16 protein-coding genes are annotated in these 25244 nt (G+C 69.7%); 14 read left to right on the plus strand and 2 right to left on the minus strand.

The window, feature by feature from the left end:
- Window positions 1-421: hypothetical protein (locus HG543_RS25500; protein WP_211194166.1), on the minus strand; the 421-nt coding region annotated here is incomplete at its 3' end.
- A gap of 177 nt (window positions 422-598) precedes the next feature.
- Here HG543_RS25500 and HG543_RS25505 point away from each other — a divergent pair.
- From HG543_RS25505 to HG543_RS25545, 9 genes are all read left to right on the plus strand, one after another.
- Window positions 599-1927, plus strand: coding sequence for a glycosyltransferase family 39 protein (locus tag HG543_RS25505; RefSeq protein WP_343073432.1), 1329 nt, complete (start codon window positions 599-601; stop codon window positions 1925-1927).
- 150 nt (window positions 1928-2077) lie between these two features.
- The gene (locus tag HG543_RS25510; protein WP_169347462.1) at window positions 2078-3181 is read left to right on the plus strand and encodes a porin; all 1104 of its coding nucleotides are present in this window, start codon (window positions 2078-2080) and stop codon (window positions 3179-3181) included.
- 23 nt (window positions 3182-3204) lie between these two features.
- The gene (gene acs, locus HG543_RS25515) at window positions 3205-5169 is read left to right on the plus strand and encodes an acetate--CoA ligase (protein WP_169347463.1); all 1965 of its coding nucleotides are present in this window, start codon (window positions 3205-3207) and stop codon (window positions 5167-5169) included.
- 35 nt (window positions 5170-5204) lie between these two features.
- Window positions 5205-5489, plus strand: coding sequence for a DUF485 domain-containing protein (locus HG543_RS25520; protein ID WP_169347464.1), 285 nt, complete (start codon window positions 5205-5207; stop codon window positions 5487-5489).
- Window positions 5490-5496: 7 nt separating this feature from the next.
- Complete coding sequence (locus HG543_RS25525; RefSeq protein WP_169347465.1) at window positions 5497-7128, plus strand: sodium:solute symporter family transporter; 1632 nt, start codon at window positions 5497-5499, stop codon at window positions 7126-7128.
- A 126-nt stretch (window positions 7129-7254) separates the two neighbouring features.
- Entirely contained in the window at window positions 7255-8085 is an 831-nt protein-coding gene (locus tag HG543_RS25530; protein ID WP_343073433.1) for an ion transporter, read from the plus strand.
- A gap of 220 nt (window positions 8086-8305) precedes the next feature.
- Window positions 8306-12892: a hypothetical protein gene (locus tag HG543_RS25535; protein WP_169347466.1), complete on the plus strand. Its 4587-nt coding sequence runs from the start codon at window positions 8306-8308 to the stop codon at window positions 12890-12892.
- A gap of 188 nt (window positions 12893-13080) precedes the next feature.
- Entirely contained in the window at window positions 13081-19080 is a 6000-nt protein-coding gene (locus HG543_RS25540; RefSeq protein ID WP_169347467.1) for a polymorphic toxin-type HINT domain-containing protein, read from the plus strand.
- Window positions 19081-19082: 2 nt separating this feature from the next.
- On the plus strand, window positions 19083-19478 hold the full coding sequence (locus HG543_RS25545) for a HEAT repeat domain-containing protein (protein WP_169347468.1): 396 nt from the start codon (window positions 19083-19085) through the stop codon (window positions 19476-19478).
- A gap of 24 nt (window positions 19479-19502) precedes the next feature.
- On the opposite strand, the gene HG543_RS25550 is transcribed toward HG543_RS25545, so the two are convergent.
- On the minus strand, window positions 19503-20318 hold the full coding sequence (locus tag HG543_RS25550) for a sigma-70 family RNA polymerase sigma factor (protein ID WP_169347469.1): 816 nt from the start codon (window positions 20316-20318) through the stop codon (window positions 19503-19505).
- Between the two features lie 203 nt (window positions 20319-20521).
- Between HG543_RS25550 and HG543_RS25555 the strand changes: the two genes are divergently transcribed.
- The 5 genes from HG543_RS25555 to HG543_RS25580 all read left to right on the plus strand — a co-directional run bounded on the left by HG543_RS25555 (window position 20522) and on the right by HG543_RS25580 (window position 25242).
- A complete protein-coding gene (locus HG543_RS25555; RefSeq protein WP_169347470.1) occupies window positions 20522-20950 on the plus strand; it encodes a YeeE/YedE family protein in 429 nt (142 codons plus the stop codon).
- The gene (locus HG543_RS25560) at window positions 20947-21396 is read left to right on the plus strand and encodes a DUF6691 family protein (protein WP_169347471.1); all 450 of its coding nucleotides are present in this window, start codon (window positions 20947-20949) and stop codon (window positions 21394-21396) included. The genes HG543_RS25555 and HG543_RS25560 overlap by 4 nt, the downstream gene beginning before the upstream one ends.
- Window positions 21397-21533: 137 nt before the next feature.
- Window positions 21534-23129 (plus strand): HsdM family class I SAM-dependent methyltransferase, encoded by a 1596-nt coding sequence (locus HG543_RS25565; RefSeq protein WP_169347472.1) that lies wholly within the window; start codon window positions 21534-21536, stop codon window positions 23127-23129.
- Window positions 23130-23249: 120 nt separating this feature from the next.
- Window positions 23250-23924, plus strand: a complete 675-nt coding sequence (locus tag HG543_RS25575; RefSeq protein ID WP_246357289.1) for a superoxide dismutase family protein — start codon at window positions 23250-23252, stop codon at window positions 23922-23924.
- A 139-nt stretch (window positions 23925-24063) separates the two neighbouring features.
- On the plus strand, window positions 24064-25242 hold the full coding sequence (locus HG543_RS25580; RefSeq protein ID WP_169347473.1) for a serine hydrolase domain-containing protein: 1179 nt from the start codon (window positions 24064-24066) through the stop codon (window positions 25240-25242).
- Window positions 25243-25244: the final 2 nt, after the last annotated feature.

Below are 25244 nucleotides of genomic sequence, written 5' to 3' on the forward strand. Positions count from 1 at the left end.
CCACCTGCCCCACCGCCACCGCGCCGGGCGGCGCCGCCGTCCGCACGAGCCACCGCGTGGCCAGCGCCAGCAGCACGAGCTGCGCCGCCGCGAACACCAGGACGCCCCGCGTGAGCGAGCCGGACAGCGCCTCGGACGCGAAGTACAGCGGCATGTCCGGGAAGAAGTAGGGCGCGGGCGTCAGCCGCCAGCCGGACCAGCTGCCGCCCAGACCGACGATGTCCCGGTACAGCGCGGGCAGGTAGAGGGCGTCCGCGTTGAAGAAGGTCTCCGGCTCCAGCGTTCCGTCGCTGAAGCGGAAGAAGAGGTTCACCAGCGCCAGCCCCAGCAGGGCCCACGCACCCGCGCTCAGGCCCCGGAACACGGGGCCGCCCGGCGACGAGGCCGGCGGGAAGGCCTGGCGGACAGCGGGCGGCTGCATGGGGCGCCGAGGTATATCCCCGCCCCGGCGGCGCTCGGAAGCGGAAACCCTCCCACAGGCACAACACGCCTCTGGTCAACGGGCGCCCGGTGCGCTTTGTCCTGAGCCGTGAGCCTGCCTTCCCCTCCCGCCGCTCCGACAGCGACCGCCGGTCCGGTTCCGAGGGCCTGCCTCGTCGTGCTCGCGGTGTCGGCGGTGCTGCGGCTCGCGCTGGCGCTGGGCACCGACGTCTATTTCGATACCGCCTACTACTGGCAATGGGCCCGCCACCTGGCGTGGGGCTACTACGACCACCCGCCGCTGGCCGCGTGGCTCGTCGCGGTGCTCGGCATCCACGCCACGGCGCTGGTGTGCGGCGCGCTCACGGTGGCCGCGGTATGGGGACTGGCGCGCGACGTGTACGGCGACAGCGCGGCGGCGTGGCGCGCGGCGGCGCTGTGGAGCGTGGTGCCCGTGGGCATGGTGGCCGGCGTGTGGGCCACGCCCGACTCGCCGCTGCTCCTCTTCTGGACGCTGGGGCTGTGGGCCCTGTGGCGCGAGCGCTGGGTGTGGGCGGGGCTGGCGTGCGGGCTCGCCCTGCTATCCAAGTACCCGGCGGTGCTGCTGGGGCTCGCCTTCCTGCTCGCCTCGGCGCGGGCGCGGCGGCTGCCCTGGGGCGCGTGGCTCACGGGCGCGCTGGCCGTGCTGTGCTTCGTCCCGGTGGTGCTGTGGAACTCGCGGCATGAGTGGGTGGGCTTCCTCTTCCAGCTCCGCCACGGCTTCAAGGGGTGGGGCGGGTGGAACACCTTCGGCGAGTTCCTCGGGGGGCAGCTCGCGATTGGAGGCCCGGTGCTGTTCCCCCTCGCGCTGGTGTACGCGGTGCGCGGACCTCGCGAGCAGTTCCTGCTGCGCATGGCGGCGGTGGTGCCGCTGCTCTTCTTCGGCTACGCGGCGACACGCGCGCGGGGCGAGGCCAACTGGCCCGAGACGGCCTACGTGGCCGCGTGCGTGGGCGTGGCCGGAATGCGCCCCGCCTGGCGCCGCGCCGTCACCGTCTCGGGGCTGGCGGTGGTGCTCGCGGTGGGCTCGCACGTGTTCTTCCCCGTGGTGCGCGCCGAGCGGGACCGGCTGCTGTGGCGCATCCGGGGCTGGAACGTGCTGCGCGAGCTGGCCACGCCGGAGAAGTTGTTCCCCGGCATGGACGCGAAGAACGTGGCCGCCATCTACGCGCCCAGCTACCAGCTCGCCTCGCACGTGGCCTACTACACGGGCGCCGTCACCGACACCGGGGCCTCCCCGCGCTTCAGCCAGTACGACCTGTGGCCGGACCCCGTCATCGCCCCGGGCCAGGACGTGCTCTGGGTTGGCGAGGGCGGCCCTCCCCCACCCGACGACCTGGCGGCGCGCTTCACCGCCGTGGAGGGCCCCGTGGAGCTGGCGGGCGACTTCCGCGACCGGAGGGTGCACACCTTCCTCGTATGGCGCCTGCGAGCGCTCAAGCCCACGGGCGACAACGTCACCCCCTAGCGCCCACGCGTTACGACGCGGTGCATGAATCGTTACCGCGGTAACGCCCACGTCACCTTCGGTAACGTCCTGACGCACCGGGCCAACCCGTAAGGTCCTGAAAATCCAGCCAGCACGGGTTGGCAGAGGCGTTGCTCTGCTGAGCGGGGCATGCGCCCACACCCCCTCCGCCTGCTGTCGCTCCTGACCGCGCTCGTGGCCGTGCTGCACGCCGCTCCCGCGGCCGCCGGGAAGATAGCGCTCGGCGAGGAGGCGAACCTCAACGTCAACGTCCTCCTCCAGCCGCAGCTCCAGCTCATCAAGGACGGGGCGCCCGTCGGGCACGTGGGCACCGACCTCTACCTGCGCCGCATCCGCCTGCTCGTCTTCGGCAACGTGACGAAGAACCTCTCGTTCTTCATCGAGACGGACCAGCCCAACTACGGCAAGGACGGCAACTTCGACGTCACCCTGTTCATGCAGGACGCGTTCGTCTCGTACATGTTCGCGGACAAGGTCTGGGTGGACGCGGGCCTGCTCATCGCGCCGCTCTCCCGCCACAACCTCCAGGGCGCCATCGCGCTCAACACGGTCGACTACCACGCGGGCCTCGTGCGCTTCACGCCGGGCGTCGGGAAGATATGGCGAGACACCGGCGTCCAGCTCCGCGGCTTCGCCGGCCCGCTCGGCTTCCGCGCGGCCATCCTCAACGGGGCCGAGGGCGTCCGGAAGCCCGAGGCCACCGTCAACCCCGATGACCTCCCGCGCGGCGTCGCGCTCGTCCGCTGGAACTTCCTCACCCGCGAGGAGGACCTCTTCTTCCAGGGCATCTACTTCGACGACAAGCCCCGACTTTCCGTGGGCGCCGGTGCTGACTACCAGCCCTCCGCCATCGCAACCGCCACCGGCGTCCACGACTCGCTCGCCCTGTCCACCGATGTCTTCCTGAACCTGCCCCTCGCCGGAGACCAGACCTTCGTCTTCCAGACGCACGTCTTCCACTACCGCGAGGGCTTCGACAACGCGATGAGCGGCACCGGCTTCTTCTCCGAGGTCGGCTACCGCTTCGGCCACTTCGAGCCCGTGCTGTCCGGCGAGTACTTCAACTCGCGCGTCGTGAATCAGGACCTGCTCGCCCTGCGCCCCGGCTTCAACGTCTGGTTCCAGGGCCACACCTTCAACCTGAAGACCGAGGTCGCCGTCACGAAGACGGGCGACATCTCCGAGGCCGACACCGGCATCACCGGCACGGCCCAGCTCCAGTACTTCTACTGACGCCCCGCACGAGGATGACTCCCATGACGCAGACGAAGGACACGCTCATCCAGCCGAAGGAGCAGTTCAGCCTCACCGCGCACGTGAAGAACCTGGAGGAGTACCAGCGCCTCTACCGCAAGAGCCTGGACCAGCCCGAGGCCTTCTGGGGCGAGATGGCCCAGCAGCTCACCTGGTTCCACAAGCCGGACACCATCCTCGACGTGGACGCCGACCAGGTGGACTTCTCCTGGTTCGGTGGCGGCAAGCTGAACGTCGCCTTCAACTGCGTGGACCGTCACGCCAAGACGCGCCCCGGCAAGCCCGCCATCATCTGGGCCAAGAACGAGCCCGGCGAATATCAGGTCATCACCTACCGCGACCTCCAGCACCACGTGGGCCGCGTGGCCAACGTGCTGAAGGCCCACGGCGTCCGCAAGGGTGACCGCGTCTGTATCTACCTGCCCATGGTGCCGGAGCTGGCCTACACCATGCTCGCCTGCGCCCGCATCGGCGCGGTGCACTCCGTCGTCTTCGCCGGCTTCTCGTCCGAGGCCCTGCGCGAGCGCATCCTCGACTCGGGCGCCAAGGTGCTCGTCACCGCCAACGAGGGCCCGCGCGGCCCGAAGTTCGTGGCCACCAAGGCCATCGCGGACGAGGCCGTGGAGGGCCTCACCCAGGTGGAGTCCATCCTCGTCGTGCGGCGCACCTCCAAGGAGGTGCCCATGCGCATGGACCGCGACTACTGGCTGGACGTGGAGATGTCCAAGCACCGCGGCACCTGCCCCGCCGAGTGGATGGACGCCGAGGACCCGCTCTTCATCCTCTACACCTCCGGCTCCACCGGGAAGCCCAAGGGCGTGCTGCACACCACGGGTGGCTACCTCGTCTACGCGGCCACGACGTTCCGCTACATCTTCGACATCCAGCCGGACGACGTGCACTTCTGCGCCGCGGACCTCGGCTGGGTGACGGGCCACAGCTACATCCTCTACGGCCCGCTGGCCACCGGCACCACCACCGTCATGTTCGAGTCCACCCCCACGTACCCGGACGCGGGCCGGCTGTGGCAGGTGGTGGACGACCTCAAGGCCACCATCCTCTACACCGCGCCCACCGCGCTGCGCGCCCTCATCAAGGAGGGCGACGGCTGGGTGAAGAAGTCCTCGCGCAAGTCCTTGCGGCTGCTCGGCTCGGTGGGCGAGCCCATCAACCCCGAGGTGTGGCGCTGGTACCACGACGTGCCGGGCGAGGGCCGCTGCCCCATCGTCGACACCTGGTGGCAGACGGAGACGGGCGGCATCCTCATCGCCCCGCTGCCCGGCGCGACGCCGACCAAGCCCGGCTCGGCCACCCTGCCCTTCTTCGGCGTGGAGCCCGTCCTCGTGGACGACGAGGGCCGCGTCATCGAGGGCAACGGCGTCACGGGGAACCTGTGCCTGGCGCGCTCGTGGCCGGGGCAGGCGCGCACGCTGTACGGCCACCACCAGCGCTTCGTGGAGACGTACTACTCGCGCTTCCCGCGCCTGTACTTCACCGGCGACGGCTGCCGCCGCGACGAGGATGGCTACTACTGGATTACCGGCCGCGTGGATGACGTGCTCAACGTCTCCGGCCACCGCCTGGGCACCGCCGAGGTGGAGAGCGCGCTCGTGGCCCACGAGTCCGTCGCCGAGGCCGCCGTGGTGGGTTTCCCCCATGACCTCAAGGGCACCGGAGTGTGCGCTTTCGTCACCATGAAGCCGGACTACCAGGACGCCTCGCCCGAGCAGATGGTGGGCGCGCTCAAGGAGCAGGTGCGGCACGTCATCGGCCCCATCGCCACGCCGGACCGTGTGGTTCTGGTCAACGGCCTGCCCAAGACGCGCAGTGGAAAGATTCTCCGCCGCATGCTGAGGAAGATCGCCTCGGGTGAGACGGAGAACCTGGGAGATGCCACCACCCTGGCCGACCCGGCCGTCCTCGATGAGTTGCTCGCCAAGGGTACCCCCACGCAGCTCAAGCGTTGAGCAGAGCAAGTCAAACGTTGTGAGGAGGAACGTCCATGTCTGCTGATTCCCGAGAGGAAGCGCTGGAAGCCCTCGCCGCGTCACGCTGGCGGGTGGCCGCGGTGCTCACGGTGGCCACCCTGGTGGCCTACCTGGGCTTCATCCTGCTGGTGGCCTTCAACAAGCCGTTGATGGGCCAGCAAATCGTCCCCGGGCTGTCCATCGGCATCCTGCTGGGGGCGCTCGTCATCCTCACCGCGTGGGGGCTGACGGGCATCTACATCGTCTGGGCGAACGGCAAGTACGACCGCGCCCTGCACCAGCTGCGCGACGGAAAGTGAGGACGGCATGAACCCGACGACAGCAGCGGGCACGCAGCTCGGCCAGCCCAACAGCACGGCCATCATCTTCTTCCTCCTCTTCGTCGCCATCACCCTGGCGATTACGTACTGGGCGGCGCGCAAGACGAAGACGACGTCCGAGTTCTTCGCCGCCGGCGGCGGCGTGAGCGCCGTGCAGAACGGCTTCGCGCTGGCCGGCGACTACATGAGCGCGGCGAGCTTCCTCGGCATCGCCGGCCTCGTGGCCACGTCCGGCTTCGACGGCCTCATCTACTCGGTGGGCTGGCTGGTGGGCTGGCCGGTGGTGACGTTCCTCATCGCCGAGCCCCTGCGCAACCTGGGCAAGTACACCTTCGCGGACGTGGTGGCCTACCGGCTGAAGCAGACGCCGGTGCGTCTGTCCGCGGCGGTGGGCACGCTCACCGTGGTGAGCTTCTATCTGATTGCGCAGATGGTGGGCGCCGGCAACCTCATCCACCTGCTCTTCGGCCTGTCGTACGAGATGGCGGTCATCATCGTGGGCGCGGTGATGATTCTGTACGTCCTCTTCGGCGGCATGATTGCCACCACGTGGGTGCAAATCGTGAAGGCGGTGCTGCTGCTGGCGGGCGCGTCCGCGCTGGCCGGCGCGGTGCTCTACAAGTTCGGCTTCAACCCGCTGGCCCTCTTCAACGCGGCAGCCACGCAGTACGGCCCGGAGACGCTGGCCCCCGGCAAGCTGGTGGCGAGCCCCCTGGAGGCCATCTCGCTGGGCGTGGCGCTGATGTTCGGCACGGCGGGCCTGCCGCACATCCTGATGCGCTTCTACACGGTGCCGGACGCGAAGGCGGCGCGCAGCAGCGTGTTCTACGCCACGGGCCTCATCGGCTACTTCTACCTGGTGACGTTCATCCTCGGCTTCGGCGCGTCCGTGCTGGTGGGCCGGCAGGCGATTACCGGCGTGGACAAGGGCGGCAACATGGCGGCGCCCATGCTGGCGGAGGTGGTGGGCGGCACGGGCTTCCTCGGCTTCATCTCCGCGGTGGCCTTCGCCACCATCCTCGCGGTGGTGGCCGGCCTGACGCTGTCCGGCGCGGCGGCGCTGTCGCATGACTTGTGGTCCAGCGTGGTGCGCAAGGGCAAGGCCCCGGAGCACGAGCAGCTCAAGGTGGCGCGGCTCGCCAGCCTCTTCCTGGGCATCCTCGCCGTCATCCTGGGCGTGGCCTTCAAGGGGCAGAACGTGGCCTTCATGGTGGGCCTGGCCTTCGCCATCGCGGCGAGCGCCAACTTCCCCGCGCTGCTCCTGTCCATGGCATGGAAGCGCTTCACCACGAATGGCGCGGTGGCGAGCATGCTGACGGGCTCCATCAGCGCGGTGATGTTCATCTTCCTGTCACCCACGGTACAGGTGGACCTCCTGGGCAACGCCTCGGCGCCCATCCCGCTGAAGAACCCGGGCATCATCACCATCCCCCTGTCCTTCGCGGTGGGCATCCTGGTGTCGCTGATGTTCCCCGAGCGTGAGTCCGCGGACCGCTTCGCCGAGGTGAAGCACCGGATGCACGTGGGCGCGGGGAAGCCCACCCCGCCCGCGCCGGAGGCACCCGCGTCGACGGCCGTCGGCACGCCGCCGACGATGCCCTCGCCCGGCAAGGCCTGATTCACGCTTTGTCCTCCTCTCTCCTCCTCGGGAGGAGGGCAGGGACGGGGCCCGGGCCTCCAAGGGACCCGGGTCCCGTACCCACTTTCCGTGGGCCCTGAGACGCGTGGCGTCTAGACTGGCGCCGTGTCCAGGATCACCGAGCAGAGTCCGGCTGGCGGCATCCGCGCCCGGATGCACGAAATCATCTTCGAAGCGGACACTCCGGCCGGGAAGGCGTTCGACGTCGGCCTCTTGTGGACCATCCTCTTCAGCATCGCCGCGGTGATGCTGGAGAGCGTGGCCTCGGTGCGCGAGCAGTTCGGCTTCGAGCTGCGAGCCCTGGAGTGGGGCTTCACGGTGCTGTTCACCGTGGAGTACGTGCTGCGGCTCATCGCCGTGCGCCGGCCGCTGGCCTACGCGACGAGCTTCTTCGGGCTGGTGGACCTGCTGGCCATCCTTCCCACCTTCCTGAGCCTGTTCTTCCCCGGGGCCCAGTCGCTGCTGGTGGTGCGGGTGGTGCGCATGCTGCGCGTCTTCCGCGTGCTCAAGCTGGCGCACCTGCTGGGACAGGCGGAGGTGCTGATGACCGCGCTGCGCGCGAGCCGGCCGAAGATCATCGTCTTCCTCGGCGCCGTGCTCACCATCGTCGTCATCATGGGCTCGGTGATGTACCTGGTGGAGGGCCCGGAGAACGGCTTCGACAACATCCCCCGCTCCATGTACTGGGCCATCGTCACGATGACGACGGTGGGCTTCGGCGACATCACGCCGAAGACGGTGATGGGGCAGTTCATCGCCTCGGTGCTGATGGTGATGGGCTACGGCATCCTCGCGGTGCCCACCGGCATCGTCTCCGTGGAATTGGCCGCCGCCACGCGCCACGGGGTGAACACCCAGGCCTGCCCCGGCTGCGGCACCCAGGGACACGACCTGGACGCGAAGTTCTGCAAGAACTGCGGACATGCACTCTATTAGGGCGCGTAGGGCGCGGCATGGCCCGCCAGCCCGCCTCCCCCTCAACAGGCCATGTCTCCTTCCCATGCGTCCTGACGCCTATGAACAACCTTCAAGCGGGAATACGTAAGAACGCGTATTGGACTTCCATCCCTGAAAGCTGCTAGGTCCGCGGCCCCACAAACCCTGGAGAGTCTTTCACCTGATTGAAGCCTCTCCAGGTTCCACGAGGGGGAGTGCAGTGTCGCGGCGTATGTCGTTGTTGTTGTTGTGTGCGGTTGCCGTCTGGGCGGGCTGTGGCTCGCCGGTGGAGCCGGAGGAGACGCTGGAGAGCGCGGAGCAGGGGTTGGCCTGCGCGGAATCACAGCTCATCGGGTCAACGAAGCTGGTGGACACGAAGTGCTCGGGCCCATGGGAGTACGCGCTCAAGTGCTACCCGAACGTGCCGAGCAAGGCGTGCGATTTGAGCCACTATGGGACGTCGGCGTGCTGCCGCCGCTCCGAGCACGGCATCGAAATCAAGCCGGACGGCACGCCCAACCGCATCAGCCGGTCCTTCTCCACCACCGTCGAATGCCTGGCGAAGCGGCGGTGGGCCTACCACCCGGACCTGGGCTACTACTACGAGACCTATTACGACTGCGGCCAGGGCTGTAGCCTCACGGCCCAGGCGACGGTCAACACCATCCCGGCCGAATACCGGCAGGACCCCGCCTACCCCGTCACGTACACCTACTCGATCAGCAACGTCACTGGCGACGAGACCGGTGGCACCGGGACGTGCTCGTACACCATCAGGAACTGGCCCGTGTACATCCGACGCATCAACGAGGCCTGCACCACCTCGGATGTGGAGTATGGCGAGTGCACCGACACGACCAAGCCCGAATACAAGTCCTGCCGGGCTCCCAGTTCCACCCTGGCGAACGACTGCGGCGGCCCGGCGCGGTACTACACGGCCACGGGCAAGACGCGCGCGGAAGCGGATGCGGAGGCCCAGGCGTTCTACAACCCGCTCCAGGTCAACGTCGCGACCCAGGACCAGCTCAGCTCCAAACCGGAGCACTACTCGGTTGTGCCCACCTGCCTCACGGCGGAGCCCCTGCCGATGGGGACGGAGAGCGAGACCGACGCCAAGTTCGACCGCCTCAGGCGGTCCTTCACCGGCCTGGGCTCCCTGCCCTCGGGCGCTGCGCCCACGGGCGTGGACCGCGTGGCGCTGGAGGAGCAGCTCGTCAAGCGCATGAAGATGCTCTACGAGGTGCGGGGCCACCTGCTGAGCGACTACGGGGGCCAGTACGCGGCGGCCCTGTATGGCAGCAAGCCCCAGTACCTCCCGCCGTGTGGCACCACCTGGGTGCCGCCCGCGACGACGGCCGCCTGCACCAGCACCTCCTCGCTGCCCTCCATCAATGGCACCTTCACCCTGTGCAGCCGCATGTTGGAGCCGGGCATCTCCGCCCGGGCCGCGGCCAACGCAGCCATCCAGTGCGCCAGCGTGGCCAGCACCATCAAGAACCTGTCACTGACCGACTGTGCTGGCACCGTCTACCGCGACGAGTACCACCGCCTCAATCTGGCCACCCAGGTCAAGGGCATGAGCCTGCCGCTCAGCCCCCCCGTGAATGAGTACATCCGCGTCTGGGAGCTGTCGCAGCGGCTCCACCGTATCCAGCAGTGGTACGAGAACGCGCGCACCCATCTGTACCCGGCGGGAACGAAGCCGGACCCGAAGCTGCTGGCGGGCACCAGCGAGGTGCTCAAGGCCTTCTGGAACACCGTGTACCTCAAGTCCATGTCCCAGACGCCGGTGACGACGGATGCCCAGGCCGAGGCGCTGCGCCTGAAGATGCTGCACGACGGCCTGGCCGCGGACCTCGACGTCCTCAACGCGCTGTCCGGCGGCGGTGGCATGCACGGCATGGACCCCGCCATGTGGAGCGCACCAGCGCTCTACGTGCTGAGCGACGCGCTGCGCGGCCTGGAGGAGCGGCTGGAGGAAGTCAGCCGGCTGCACGACATGGGCTGCCGCTTCAAGACGTGCCAGAGCACGGCCACGCAGACCAGCCAGCTGTGGAAGGTGCTGGGCAACCTGGACCGTCCGGCGGAGCTGGCCAGCATCGCCTACGACCCGATGGTCCGCGCCGACTGGCGCAATGCCCTGGGCGCCATTGCCGACTACTACTGGTTCATCGAGTCCGCGGTGAATGACGCGGCGGGCACTCCCGTGCCTCTCGCCACGCTCCCGGAGTACCTGTCCGAGACGCCGGTGGACAGCCTGTCCGACCCGCTGAAGGGCTTTGCCTCCCTGCTCAAGGAGGCCAAGGCGCGAACGGCGTCGTACTCGGCGGACGGCCTGTTCTTCCCCACCACCCGGCGCACGCTCTCCATTGGCTTCGACGAGGCCAAGCTGGGCGAAATCCTGGGCCTGCTCAATACCACCATCACCCAGACCGACACCGAGATCGCCGCCTACCGGAGCAGCCGGCTGACGCTGGTGCAGGGGCTGCTGGGCCAGCTGCAGAACCAGTCGAGCCAGGCCAACATCACCTCGCGGCTGGAGCTGCTCGCCGCCCATGTGGGTGACCTGAGCAAGGACCTCAACGGACTGCGCATCAGCCACGCGGTGGACGAGGCCACCTACGGCGACTTCATGGAGAACTTCGAGGCCCTGGTGCCGGCCATCGAGCAGGCCGGCCAGGACCTCCAGAAGTCCGCGGAGGGCATGGACATCAACGCCCGGGATCACACGCGGCACACCTCGCCGGGGAGCCAGGACCTGAGCACCATGTGGGTGCTCAAGGGGAGCGACCCGCTCTCCGTGGTCGCGGCGGCGGGTGACTCGGTGAACGTCCAGGTGAGCGGCAGGTGGGCGCCGCAGTGCGCCCTGTCCAGGGTGACGCTGCCGGACAGCAAGACGCCGGTGCTGAGCGGCTCCAGCGGCCCCATCCTGACGGGCCCGGAGGGCTACGCGTTCACGGTGCAGAACTCGGAGTACGTGGCCGAGTCGGTCCAGACCGTCACCACCGAGGGCAAGTATTCGAACTGGAGCTGGGGCGCGAAGCTCTGCGCGGGGCTGGGGCTGGAAGTCCCCGTCGTGAAGGAGGTCCTCAAGTTCACCGCGAGCCTCACCGGATGCGTCAACTACGACGGAGGCAGGACGTGGAGCCAGAACCGGAGCGAGTCCGACAGCGAGGGCAATGAGACCCGCTCCTCCTTCACCATGGCCCAGGGTGTGCGCTCGGAGCTCACGCCGTTCCCGAACCAGCCAGTGGGCGCCTTGCTGCTGGTGCAGATGCCGCCGGACGTGGACGACGTGGCCTACACGAACAAGAGCCTCGCCCACGCCGTGCAGGTGGTGCAGGCGCCGTACACATCCGTCTTCGTGGACCGGCCCTCGAAGCTCTACCTGGTGGTCAACGACATCAAGGGAAGCAGCTCCGACCCGGCGAGCCCGTGCAACCCCGTGAACGTGAGCGACTCGCGGCTGTCCGTGCGGATGGTCCACATGGTGTCCAAGTCCGAGGCCTCCAAGGAGATGGCGCGGGCGATGCTGGTCGCCCAGGCGGAATTCCAGACGCTGGCCAACACCTACGTGGCCCAGGGCCGGCTGCTGCCCAGCCAGTCCGCGCACCTGGGCAACACCGCCTACCAGAAGCTCTACCTGGAGTGCTCCCGGCGGGTGGTGGGCCCCTGCGTGGACAACGTCAGCTACTACCCGCAGGCGCTGCTCAAGCTGTTCGACACGTGGGTGACGAAGGAAATCGTCGACATCGAGCGCGAGGTGGAGCTGGTCAACATCGAGCGGCAGATCCGCTCGGTGATGCTGGAGGTCAAGCACCTGGAAGCCGACTACCTGAACGCCCAGGCGCAAGCGCGGCTGCTGGCGCTGGCCCCCGCGTGGGCGCTGCGCAACCTGGACGGCAACATGCTGCGCGTGCGGCTGGAGACGATGCGGAAGATCATGGGCGAGTGGCTGGCGCCGGCCATCGACGTGAAGTACCCGGAGATCCGCACGCCGGGACACAACGTGGCCTTCACGCCGGCGGAGCTGACGCTCCTCAATGGGCTGACGACCATCGACCCGCTGGACGCGGACATCGAGCTGCTCCTCACCAAGGCGGAGGAGGCGGCGAAGGCTGTGGAGAACCGGCTGCGGATGGCGAGAACGGAGCTGGCGGCGACGACGGTCAGGGACGTCTTCGTGAGCATCCCGCGCCATGACAAGGTGGTGTCCACGCGGTGGAGCCGCGTGGACACTGACACGGCCAGGGCCGTGTGGGAGGACATCCTGGCGGACCGCAATCCCGAGATCGTCCTGAGTCCGGCGTTCCTCTACAAGAGCGGACAGCAGTACCTGGAGTGCAACCACACGACCCCGGTCATCAACACGATCGGGCTGTATGTGGCCTTCACGCCCAGCCGGACGTACACCCCCTACACCACGGGCCTGAGCTTCAGACCCGCCACGGAGTTCCAGACGGCGTCGGGGCTGCACGAGTACGACTTCGTGAATGACACCTACCTGGGGCCTTCCACCAGCGCCCTGGTGGGGGTTTCGGCCAGTGCGGCCTCGGCGCTCGACGTCCTCTTCGATGACCAGGCAGCAACCACCCCGAAGTCGCTGGCGGGCACGGGGCTGTCGCCGTTCACCCGCTTCACCCTGGACCTGACGGCCTTCCGGAACTCCCACCCGAGCACCACGCCGGGTGCGCTGAGCCCCACCAATCCGCTCTACCTCGCGGAAGAGCTCATCGTCGGCTTGCGCCTGGAGGCGCGCCAGCAGGGGCCGCTGACGAAGCTGCCCAACGTGACCGCGTGCCAGTAGTGACGTGACTCATGCTCCGGGGCCGGGCGGCTGGCCCGCCCCGGTGACCGCCGTCCTTTCCGCTCCGCCGCGCGAGGTGCCCGCGCGGCGGAGCGTCTTTGTCATCTCGCGGGCCGGAAGTCGTCCCTCCAGCAAGATGGAGAGGCGAACCGCCCCGCGTCCGTCCTTCGTCTTCGGGAGTCGACGTCATGCGAAGTGCCATGGGGTGTCTGGCGTTGCTGGTGGCGGGTGTCGCCGCCGCGCAGCCATTCAACGACGTGTTGGTGCAGTCGCCGGAGCTGTCCGCTCCGCAGCGTGGCTCGCTGGTGGGGCAGTACGCGCGCACGGCCTTCGGGCCCTCGGATGTCAGCCGGGGCGGCTTCACGCTGGCCTCGCCCTTTCAGGCACCCGGCGAGCGGGGCGTGCTGCTGGCGAGCATCTTCCCGGTGTATTCGCCGGACAGCGGGATTTCGGAGTGGGGCCTGGGGTGGCAGACCTCGCTGGCGCTGACGCGCTCGCGGGTGGTGGGAGAGGTGGACTACGCCACCGACGAGCTGACGGGCCCGTGGGGCCGCATGGTGCGTGGCACGGATGGCCGCTGGTACCCGCTGGGCCTGAGCACGCCGGTGCGCGTGGAGGCCGGCGCGGGTGACACGTATGTGGCGTACCTGCCGGACGGCAGCCGGTGGACCTTCGGCGGCGTGGCGCGGGTGCTGACGCCCCAGGGCACCTACGCCTGGTACCTGACACAGGTGGAGACGGCCACCGGGCGCAAGACGAAGCTGGAGTACGAGGCCAACGCGTCGGGCCGGCTGTTCCTCCAGCACGCCTGGTACGGCGGCGTGGGGGATGACTTCCAGTACCGGGTGGACCTCGCCTACGAGCCGGTGCCGGTGGCCTTCGTGGACTACCGCGCCAGGGTCCCACTGCGGTTGGACCGGCGCGTGTCGGACGTGACGGTGAGCGCGAAGCACGCGTCCACCGGAGTGTTTGCCTCCAGGTGGACCCATGCCCTGAGCTACACGCAGGATGGGCTGGGCCCTGCCTTCTGGCTGGACTCCGTCCAGCAGACGTTCGCATCGGGCGCGCAGCCGCCGGCCGTCACGTATGCCTATGCGTCGGCCACCTCCACCTTGCAGGTGACGGCGCCCCGGCCGGTGCCCGCCTTCGACCAGGTGATGCAGGACTACTCGGCGGCGGTGGCGCTGCCTTCCTATTCCACGCCCCTGGACAGCCAGGAGGACGGACGCGCGGACCTGGAGAGCCAGCGCGACTTCAGCCTCATCGTCCAGGGCGACTCGGGCTACACCTATCAGCCGCTGCCGCCCGCGCCCGCCGACGTGGACTGGAACTGCCGCCCGGCCGCGGACCCGAACAACCTGCCGCGCACCCTGGCGCGCATGAAGGCCTCGTCCCCCGACTACCAAGTGGTGACGATGAACTACCAGGATGCGCTGGGGCAGACGCAACTGACGCTCTGCCGGAGAGACGGCAAGCCGCTCTACCGCACGTCATTGCCAGACCAGTGGGACCTGGGCAGCACGCGGCGGCTGGTGGACCTCAACCGGGACAGGCAGCCGGACCTGGTGCAGGTGTACTGGGGCGGCTACCAGGTGGTCCCCAACCAGAGCACGGCCACGGGCTTCGCCTTCGGCTCCCCCATCACCGGCGCGCTGCAGCTGGAGTTCATGCCGGAGGCGCTGTGGGTGCATGACTTCAACGGCGACAGCGTGGCGGACCTGGTGGTGCGCTTCGGCAGCCTGTTGATGGTGTACCCGGGCAAGGGGGGCTTCCAGTACGAGGCGGAGCCGGTGGTGTACCCGGCGGAGTCGTGGGGCATGCCGGTGGACCTGACGGGCTACTCGCTGAGCTTCGTGGAGGCGAACGGCGACGGGTTGAGCGACGTGGTGCTCAGCAATCCCTATGGCGCGTTCCTCTTCGTCAACGCGGGAGACCGGCTGGTGGAGAGGGCGGTGCCAGGGCTGGCGGCGCTGGGGCCGGACGCGGGCTTCCCGCTGGTGCAGGACGTGACGGGAAGTGGGAACACGGAGGTGCTGTTCACGGGGCTGGGGCAGGCGTACTCGCTGGCGCTGAACGCGCCGGGCACGGGCCTGATGTCGTTTGCGGACGACGGCAGGGGCACGCGGCTGCACTTCAGGTATGCGCGCGCGCCGGCGGTGCCGGGCGTGGGACAGCGCAACGCGGTGCTGGACACGTTGAAGGTGGAGTCCACCGGCGAGGACTCGGTGACGTACCGCTACGAGTACACGGCGCCGAAGGTCCACTCGGTGGGCCGCTTCCTGCTGGGCTACGGCCAGGTGTCGCGCTGGGACCTGCAGGTGACGCGGGAGATGGACTTCCTGTTCACGGACATCGCGCCGGGCCTGCCGCTGGGCTCGCGGACGCGGGACCTCCACGCGGCGCAGGTGGAGTCCTTCACCGCGTCCGAGTACGCCGACGACACCTTCCAGGGCCTGCCCTGGAAGCGGCTGAGCGCCGAAGTGCGCGGCTGGCGGAGCGAGGATGGCACGCAGACGCTGTCGGAGCGCACGGAGTACCTGGAGTACGCGGCGAACGTGTGCCCGTCGCGGGTGCGCGTCACCACCGCGCACGGCACGCTGGTGCGCGAGCAGGAGCGGGCCAACCCCGCGGGGCTCGTCAACCACCTGCACTGCCTGACGGGCCGTCTGGTGCAGACGGGCACGCACACGGACGCGTCGCTGAACTTCCAGCACGAGGGCGTGGTGCAGCACAACGCGGTGGGCCTGGTGGAGTCGGTGCTCAGCGTCGGCGCCGGCCAGTCGCTGATGCTGCAGGAGGTGAGGTACCGCCCGGATTCCACCCTGGACTGGATGTCCGCGCCGGGGCGCGGCGTGACGTCGTTCGAGTACGAGCCCGGCACGCGGCTGCTGAGGCAGGTGACGGCGCCGGACGGCGTGGTGACGCGGGTGACGTCGAGGGACCCCGTCACCGACGCGGTGCTGACGCTGGAGGTGGACCGGGGGACGCAGCGCTTCCAGCAGTTCTTCCGTCATGACGGGCAGGAGCGGCTGGAGAAGCAGTGGGACAGCCTGGGTGGCTCGGAGGCGAACCCGAAGGAGTCGTACGGCTACCGCTTCGCCACGGCGACGGCGCCCGCGTCGGTGTTCATGCGCTCGCTGGTGGACGCGCAGACGGGATCGGTGCGGCAGAGCGTGGGCTACTCCACGGCGGCCGGCGACGCGGTGACGTCGGCCCGGCGCATCCCGGAAGGCTGGGTGTTCGACGGGGTGGTGGAACGGGTGGCCTCGCGCGCGGAGCTGCGCAAGTGGATGCGGCCGGGCGTGGCCGGCTCCGTGGACGTGCAGGCGCTGGACTACGCCAGCCTCTTCGCGGGTGGGAGGGCCGTGTCCTACTCGCGCGTCACCACCTTCGGTCACGACGCGGCGGCGACGGCCACCTTCCATGACGGCGTGGAGCAGCAGATGGCCACGTCCCTGTCGCTGGAGGCGGGGCAGCTGTCTCGCACGGCGCTGGAGAACGGCACCTTCCAGACGCGCAGCCTGCGGGACGCGGGCGGACGGGTGGTGGCGTACGAGGACGAGGAGCTCACGCGCCACGGCTACCGCTACGACGCCCTGGGCCGGCTGCGGCAGGTGGACCTGCCGGGCGGGAAGACGCACAAGGTCCGCTACGACGCGCATGGCCGCGTGGAGCTGCTCGAGCGCCAGGACGTGGCGCGGGTGGAGTACGTCTACGCGCCCATCACGGGCCTGATGAGCGGCAAGCGCTTCACCACGCCCGCGGGCACGCTCGTGCGGCAGGTGTCCTTCGCGTACGACGGCGCGGGGCGGCTGTCCACGGAGACGCACGCCGACCCCGCGGGCAGCCTCGTGTACCGGTATTACCGCGACGGCGCGACGCCCTCGCAGCCCACGGCGGTGACGACGCGCGGCTTCGTCACGGCGGTGGAGGGACCGGGCTACGTCAAGCTCACCGAGTACCGCGCGGACGGCAAGCCCACGAAGCGCACCCTGTCCCTGACGGGCTGGCGCAAGGTGGAGACGCTGCTGGGCTACACGGACGGCGGCGAGCCCGCGATGGAGACGACGTCCACCTGGGACCTCCAGGGTGGCGGGCTGGTGCAGCTGTCGTCCCACACGCGGCAGCACCGCTGGGACGCGCACGGGCGGCTGTCCGAGGTGGGGCTGGACGGGAAGCTGCTGGCGGTGATGGAGCATGACGCCAACGGCAAGCCGCGGTCGGCGACCTTCGCTACGGCGGGGAAGGCGACGCTCGGGTACGAGCCGCTGACGCGCGAGCGGGTGTCCCTGCTGGTGGAGGGACAGGGCTGGAGCGCGTACACGGACCTGCGCTTCAACGCGCGCGGCCTCATCGAGTCCGAGGCGGTGAACGTCGGTGGGCACAACCTGCGCCGCCAGTACACCTATGGCGCGCAGAGGTACCTGACGGGCGCGACGGACGCGGACGGCTCGTATTCCTACGAGCACATGGAGGACGGCCTGCCGCGCGCCATCCAGGAGGGGAACGTCCGGCGCGAGCTGGTCTTCTCGGGCGCGACGCTGACGGCGGGCGGGGTGACGTACACCTTCGATGCGCTGGGGCGCACGGCGACGAAGGGGGATTTGACGTTCGGCTATGGCCCACACGGACACATGTCACGGGCCACGCGGGGCACGAAGACGTGGGAGTTCCTCTACGACGAGCTGGGACAGCGGCTGCTGAAGAAGGACGGCAACCAGCCGGTGGCGGCGTACGTGGAGGGCGGCGGGTACCTGGACGGCACGGGGCTGACGGAGCCGTTCCGCTTCGCGGGGCAGCTGGTGGGGCTCCTGAAGAACGGCACGTTCCAGATGGTGGGCACGGACCTGCGCGGCACGCTGCTGGCGGACACGGATGGCACGGCGCGGCGGGTGTCTCCGTTCGGCCTGCGCGCCACGCATCCGGACGTGGCGGCGGCGCTGGACTACGCGCAGAAGGGGTACGACGCGGACCTGGGGCTGATTCGCATGGGGGTGCGTGACTACGACCCGTCCATCAACCGGTTCCTCACGCCGGACCCGCTGTTCCTGGAGGAGCCGTGGCGGTGCGTGAACAGCCCGGTGGAGTGCAACCTGTACGGCTACGCGGGTGGCAACCCGGTGTCACACGTGGACCCGTCGGGCGAGGCGCTGGAGACGCTGTGGGACGCGGCGAGCCTGGCGGTGGGCGTGGCGAGCATCGCCAACTGGGACGAGAAGACCTCCACGCTGGACAAGGCGTTGGACGTGCTGGGCGTGGCGCTGGACGGCGCGGCGGTAGCGGTGCCCTTCATCCCCGGCGGCGCGAGCATGGGACTCAAGGCGCTGCGCGCGGGTGACAAGGCGGTGGACGCGCTGAGGACGGCGGACAAGGCCGGTGACGCAGGCAAGGCGCTGAGCAAGACGGACGAGGCCGCGGAGGTGGCGAAGCAGTGCGCGGACGGGGACTGCAAGATTCCGGGCATCGGCTGCTTCGTGGCGGGCACGCCGGTGCTGACGAAGGAGGGCCTGAAGCCAATCGAGGAGGTGGAGGCGGGCGACGAGGTCTGGGCGCGGAGTGATGCGTCCGGCGAGTCGGGCTGGAAGCGGGTGGTGCACCTGAAGGTGACGCACGACAAGCCGGTGCTCGACGTGGTGATGGAGGCGGAGGACGGGCGCTCGGAGTCGATTGGGGCGACGCCGGACCATCCGTTCTGGGTGGAGGGCCGGGGCTGGACGCAGGCCGGGCACCTGAGGCCCGGCATGCAGGTGCCGAGCGCGCACAGCGGCTGGCTGCGCGTGTCGCGCACGACGTGGCGTCAGGCGGGCGAGACAGTCTTCAACTTCGAGGTGGAGGACTTCCACAGCTACTTCGTGGGCGGGCTGTCGGCGTGGGTGCACAACAATGACGAGTGTCGCAAGGCCGCAGAGGCCGGATCGAAGACGCCGGTGCCTTCCACGAAGTCTTCACAATTCGGGCCCAAGATTGCAGACAAGGTTCCAGATGGGGGTGTTCCGAAGAATTGGAGCAGGAGTCAGATCGAAGACGCGGTCGCTGATTACAGAGCAAGCATCGCTACGCGGAAGGCAGAGATGCAGGCTTTCGACGCCGCTGGGGTCGGTTCGGCGACACAACGGCTGGCGCATGCGCGCAGAATCACGGAAGAGGAGACCTTCCTCCGCTCTCTCGTGAAGGCGCTCGAGAACTGACCATGATCGATGACGAGGTCAATGAGATTCTGGTGGATCCAACGGACGACGGGACGCGTCTCAATGACATCGCCGATGAATTCCGACGCGGTCGAGAAGTCAGCCAGCTCGTGGTGCTTTTGGACTCCACGAATCCGGAACTCGTTTCCATCGGAGCGTGGATCCTGGGTGAGCTGCCGTTCGAGCTCTACCAATCCGACGAACTCCTTTCTCGACTGTGGAGCATCACTGGCCACCCCGATCCGGCGGTTCGTTTACATGCCCTTGGCGCACTGTTCCCCGCGCTCAACCCGACGGACGCCAGTACTCGCGAGCTATTGCGGAGATTGCTTTGTGACCCGAACGAAGGCGTTCGTATGTCGGCCCAAGCAGCGGCGAGCCGCCTGTCCTTGACGTAGCCATGGGTGACGCTCATCGACGTTCTAGGCTTGGGCCCGCACGGCCTCCATGAGCGCCTGGCGCACCGCCGTGCGCACGGGCGCGGGCACCGCGTCTCCCGGAATGCGTCGGCATAGGGAGACGGTGCGCTTGAGGGACTCGCAGGCCTCTGCGCAGCGCGGGCAGCGGCCCAGGTGGTCCTCGAGGCGGACGCAGGTGGCCTGGTCGATGTCCCGGGCCGCGTACCCGGACAGCTCCCGGGCCAGCTCCGGACAGCCCGGGCCTCCGGCCGTGGCGTTCTCCCCGAGCAGCGTGGCCAGGTGCTCGCGCAGCTGCATCCGCGCGCGGTGCAGGCGGCTCTTGAGCGCCCGCACCTCGATGCCCACCACCTTCGCGGCCTCCTCGGCGGACAGGCCCTCCACGTCCCGGAGGATGAGCGCCTCGCGGTAGCTGTCGGGGAGCGCGAGGATGGCGGCCTGGAGCACCTCCCCCATCTGGCGGGCGTGGGACGCGTCGTCCGGAAGCGACGCCTCGGCGGGCACCTGGGACGCGACCGCCGAGTCGAGCGGCAGGTGCTCCTCGGGCACGCCCGCCCGCCTGCGCCGTGCCCGGAAGCAGTGGGTGCGCGCCACCTGGTAGAGCCAGGTGGACAGCTCCGCCTCGCCTCGGAAGGAGTGCAGGCCCTGGAAGGCGGTCAGCAGCGTCTCCTGGAGCACCTCCTTCGCGTCCTCCTCCGAGCCGCACATGCGCAGCCCGAACCGGTACACCTGCCGCTCGTGACGGTTGAGCAGCTCCTCCAGGGCGCCGTCGTCCCCCTGCCGCGCCGCCGCTATCAGCTCCGCTTCGCTTCTCGCCGCCATGGGGTCCTTCTCCGGGCTGCCTGGCCAGGGTCCGCCTGACTGGAGAGCAAGCGCCGGGTCACAATCGTCGCTCCGGTGAATCCTTTTTCCATCGTCCTGGCTCCAACTCCCTGGAGGCCCATGACGATGCTCTTCCGATACCGCGTCCTCGACCCATCTCCATTTCATCGTCGGCCCCGTCGGCCGCAAGGTCGAGTGAGCCCATGATGAACACCTTCCTGCTTCCCCTTCTCGGAGGCGCCCTCATTGGCGTGAGCGCTTCCCTTCTCCTGCTCTTCAATGGCCGCGTCGCGGGCGTCAGCGGCATCACCGGAGGCTTGCTCACGCCCGCGGCTGGTGACGTCGGCTGGCGCGCTGCCTTCCTCGGCGGGCTCGCGCTCGGGGGCGTCCTGTTGGGCGTGTTCCTACCCCGCTCGCTGGGAGCCCCGGTCGTCCCGGGCGTGGGAGCCACCCTCCTGGCGGGCCTGCTCGTGGGCTTCGGCTCGCGGCTGGGCGGCGGCTGCACCAGCGGGCACGGCATCTGCGGCGTGGCCCGAGGCGCCACGCGCTCCGTGGTGGCCACGGCCACCTTCGTGGCCACCGGCGTCCTCACCGTCTTCGTCATCCGTCACCTGCTGGGAGGTGCCTCATGAAGGCCGTGCTGATGGCCGGGCTGGCCGGCCTGCTCTTCGCCCTGGGCCTGGGCATCGGAGGGATGACCGACCCGGCGAAGGTCGTCGGTTTCCTCGATGTCGCGGGAGACTGGGACCCGAGCCTCGCCTTCGTCATGGCCGGCGCCCTGGGGACGCATGCCCTCCTGCGCCGGCTCATCCTGCGCCGCAAGCAGCCCGTCCTCGCGCCGACGTTTCCGTCGTTGAAGCAGGCGCGCGTGGACGGGCGGCTCGTGGGAGGCGCGGCGCTGTTCGGCATCGGCTGGGGGCTCGCGGGCTACTGCCCGGGGCCGGCGCTCACCCTGCTCGTCACCGGAGGCCCCACGGTGCTGCTCTTCATCGCGTCCATGCTGGCCGGCATGGGGGCCTTCCGCTGGTGGGAGTCGGCCCGTGCCTCGGGCGCCTTGCCACACGCCCGGAGCGGGTGAGGCCGCACCGCACCGTACGCCGGCCAACGGAGGTCTCCGACTTCAGGGCATATGGGTTGACGCCGAAGTTGCCGCAACGTTCTCCGCCCACGCGCATTGGTGCGAGGCGGGCCCCGCGCTGCGTGGTGGTGGCTAGCATGGGGGGAGTCCTGATGCGGCGCGGCGGCTACAGGCAGAGAGAGGTGGACGAGGAGCGCCTCGTCCATCAGTTCCCCGGGCTCGACCGCAAGGCGGTGGGGGCCTTCTTCACGCCCGCGCCGCTGGTGGAGCGCACGCTCGCGCTCGCGCTGACGCACCTGGGCGAGGGCCCGCTCACCGTGGTGGACCCGGCCTGTGGCGCGGGAGCGTTCCTCACGGCGGCGGCCCGGCTGCGGCCCGACGCGCGGCTGTGCGGCCTGGAGCTGGACCCGGAAGTCGCGCGCGTCTGTCAGGCCCGCGTGCCGGGCGCGGACGTGCGCGCGGGTGACGCCCTGCGCGGAGGGCTGGAGCCACTGCTCGCCGCCACGCCGCCGGAGCACCGCGAGCTGTGGGTGGGCAACCCGCCCTACAACGGCACCTCGCCGGTGCTGAAGGACGCGAGAACCTACGCCCGCCTGCGCGCGCTGCTGCCCCTGGCCCTGCCGCCGGGCACCAGCCTGCGCGACGACTTCGCCTTCTTCCTCCTGGTGGCCGCGCACCGGCTGGTGTCGCGCCCGGGCGTGCTCGCCTTCATCACCCCGGCGACGCTGCTGGACGCGTTCCTCTACGCCCCGCTGCGCCAGTCCTTGCTGGGCACGCTGGCCCTGCGCGAGGTGGTGGACCTGGGGCCCGGCGTCTTCCGGGGCACGCAGGTGCGCACCTGCATCACCGTGTGGTCCTCGCTGCCGGGGCCGCGTGCCACGCCGCGCTTCGAGCGCCAGGATGGCCAACGTCAGGACTTCACGCCCGCGGCCCCCGAGTGGCGGCTCGTCCCCACGGCACCGGAGGCGGAGGAGCTGGACGCGCGCTGGCGGGCGGAGGGCGAGCCGCTCACCACGCTCGTCCCGGTGAGCCTGCCCGGGGTGAAGACGCGCTTCGACGAATTGCTGGTGGACGCGGACCCGGACCGGCTGATGGCCCGCCTGCGCGCCTTCGCCATGACGCGCGAGGAGGAACTCCCCGACTTCGCCCGCGCCCATGGGCTTCCGGAGGAGCTGCTGCCCAAGCTGCGCGCGCTGAAGGCGGGCCCGCCACTGTCGGTGGACCCATGCTACGTGCGGCCCTTCTTCCGGTACGGAGGCGCGAGGCATCGGGGCACGCTGCCGCCCGAGGCCCGCGCGTACTGCTACCTCGACCGGCGCCTCATTCCGCGCGGGGACCACCGGCTGCGCGGGCCGTACGACCCGCACCTGGGCGCGGTGAAGCTCCTCTTCAACGTGCGCGAGCTGCCACTGTCCGCCGCACTGCTGGAGGACGAGGGCTGCGTGCACGACCACCGGCACGCGCGCTTCGCGCCGCTGTACGTGCCGCAGCGGCTCCGCGACGAGGGGCTCCTCGTCACCCGCTCGGTGTCGACGCTGGGGGAGCTGGGGCCGCTCGTGCCCAACCTGTCGCCCCGGGGACAGGCCTGGGCGGAGTCACTGGGCGGTCCCCTGCCCGCCTTCCGAGCGCTGGTGAATTTCCTCAACGGGCCCGAGGTCCAGGACATCTGGGCGCCGGCATTCGGCGCCTCGAGGGTGGTGCCGGTGCCGCTGAAGGACCTGGAAGCGAAGTGAAGTGAATGCTCCCAGTCGTTTCGCTCGGATGCCCGCAAGGTTTCCAGGGCAGCGGGCCCGCGCAGTCGCTAGTGTCCACCTTCGCCGAGTAGCGACCTACCCAGGAGGAAGGACCAACCTATGAAGATTCGCTCCCTGCTGACCGCCGCCGCACTCACCGCCGCCGCGCCCGCGCTGGCCCAGGCCCCGCAGGCCGCGCCCCAGGAGAAGGCCGAGGGCAAGGGAAAGGCCGCCGAGGGCAAGGGCCAGGGTGAGGGCAAGGGGAAGGGCCAGGAGGCTCCGGCCCAGGGCGCGCCCGCCGCGGGTGCCGCCGGTGCCCCGGCCGCGGAGAAGAAGGCCCCGCCGAAGGGCGAGATGGCGCGGGCGCTGGTAAAGGACGCGCAGGGCAAGGACGTGGGTGAAATCACGTTCGAGCAGACGAAGCAGGGCGTGCTGGTGAAGGGCACCCTGAGCAACCTGCCGCCGGGCCAGCACGCCTTCCACGTCCACGAGACGGGCAAGTGCGACGCCCCGGACTTCAAGACGGCGGGCGGCCACTTCAACCCGCAGAAGAAGGCCCATGGCATCCTGTCGCCCAAGGGCCGTCACCACGGCGACCTGCCCAACCTCTACGTGGGCCAGGACGGCCGCGTGCAGTTCGACACCTTCGCCCAGCACGGGCTCACCGTGAAGTCCATGTTCGACAAGGACGGCTCCTCGGTGATGGTGCACACCAAGGAGGACGACTACCACACCGACCCGACCGGCGACGCCGGCGGCCGCATCGCCTGCGGCGTGGTGGAGAAGGCGGAGTAGTTCTCTGAGCGGATGGGTGCCTCTCCTGTCACGGAGAGGCACCTCGCCGGAGCACACGAGAGAAACAACTGCAACTTGATTCCTCGAAGGTGGGCCTCCAGCCTTGTTCCCGAACCCGCACCGGTTGGGAGCCCATCGCATGAACACGTTGCGTCGTTGGAGCCTGTGTCTGCTGCTCGCCAGTGGCTGCGCCACCGCGCCGGCTCCTCGCGAGGCGCCGCCCGTCCCCAACATGGCCGCGCTGGATGCCGAAGCGGCGCGCGCGATGGCCGCGACCGGCGCGAAGGGGCTGGCGCTCGCGGTGATCGATGACGGGCGCGTGGTGGCAACCCGGGCCTACGGCGCGCGCAATGCGAAGGGCGAGCCGCTGCTGACGGACACGGTGATGTACGGCGCATCAATCACCAAGTCGGTCTTCGCCTATCTGGTGGTGCAGCTGGCGGACGAGGGCCGCATCGACCTCGACGCCCCCATCGCGCGGTACCTGGAAAAGCCACTGCCCGACTACGCGGACGAGGACCGTTACTCGACCTGGTCGCACCTGGCCGGCGACGAGCGCTGGCGGGCCATCACGCCGCGAATCCTGCTCACCCACAGCGCGGGCTTCGCCAACTTCGGCTTCCTCGAGCCCGACGGCAGGCTGCGCATCCACTTCGCGCCCGGCAGCCGCTACGCGTACTCCGGTGACGGAATCATCCTGCTGCAGTTCGTGCTCGAACGCGGGCTCGGGCTGGACGTGGGCGCCGAGCTGCAGCGGCGCGTGTTCGACCGCTTCGGCATGCGCGATACCAGCATGCAGTGGCGGCCGGACTTCGCGCGCAACCTGGCCGACGGCTGGATGGCCGACGGCACCGTGGAGCCGCACGACGAACGCAGCACCGTGCGCGCGGCCGGTTCGATGGACACCACCATCGAGGACCTGTCGCGCTTCGCGGCCGCGCTGGTGCGCGGTGAAGGTCTGTCGCCACGGGCCTTCGCCGAGCTGACCGCGCCGCAGCTGCCCATCACCACCCGGAGCCAGTTCCCCACCCTACAGGACGAGCTGCCTCCGGCGCAGAGGCGCGGGGACCTGGCGGCGGGACTGGGCGTGGTGGTGTTCGACGGCCCTCAGGGTCGCGGGCTCTTCAAGGGCGGCCACAACGACAGCACCGGCAACACCCTCGTGTGCCTGCCGCGCGGACGCCGCTGCCTGCTGCTGCTGGCCAACGACGTGCGCGCCGAGGCCGCGTTCCCACGGCTGGTGCGCTTCGTGCTGGGTGAAACCGGCGTGCCCTGGGACTGGGAGTACGCCGGCAGGACATTCTGGGACGGGCGTTGAGC

This window comes from Pyxidicoccus fallax (genome assembly GCF_012933655.1).
Classification (GTDB): Bacteria; Myxococcota; Myxococcia; order Myxococcales; family Myxococcaceae; genus Myxococcus; species Myxococcus fallax.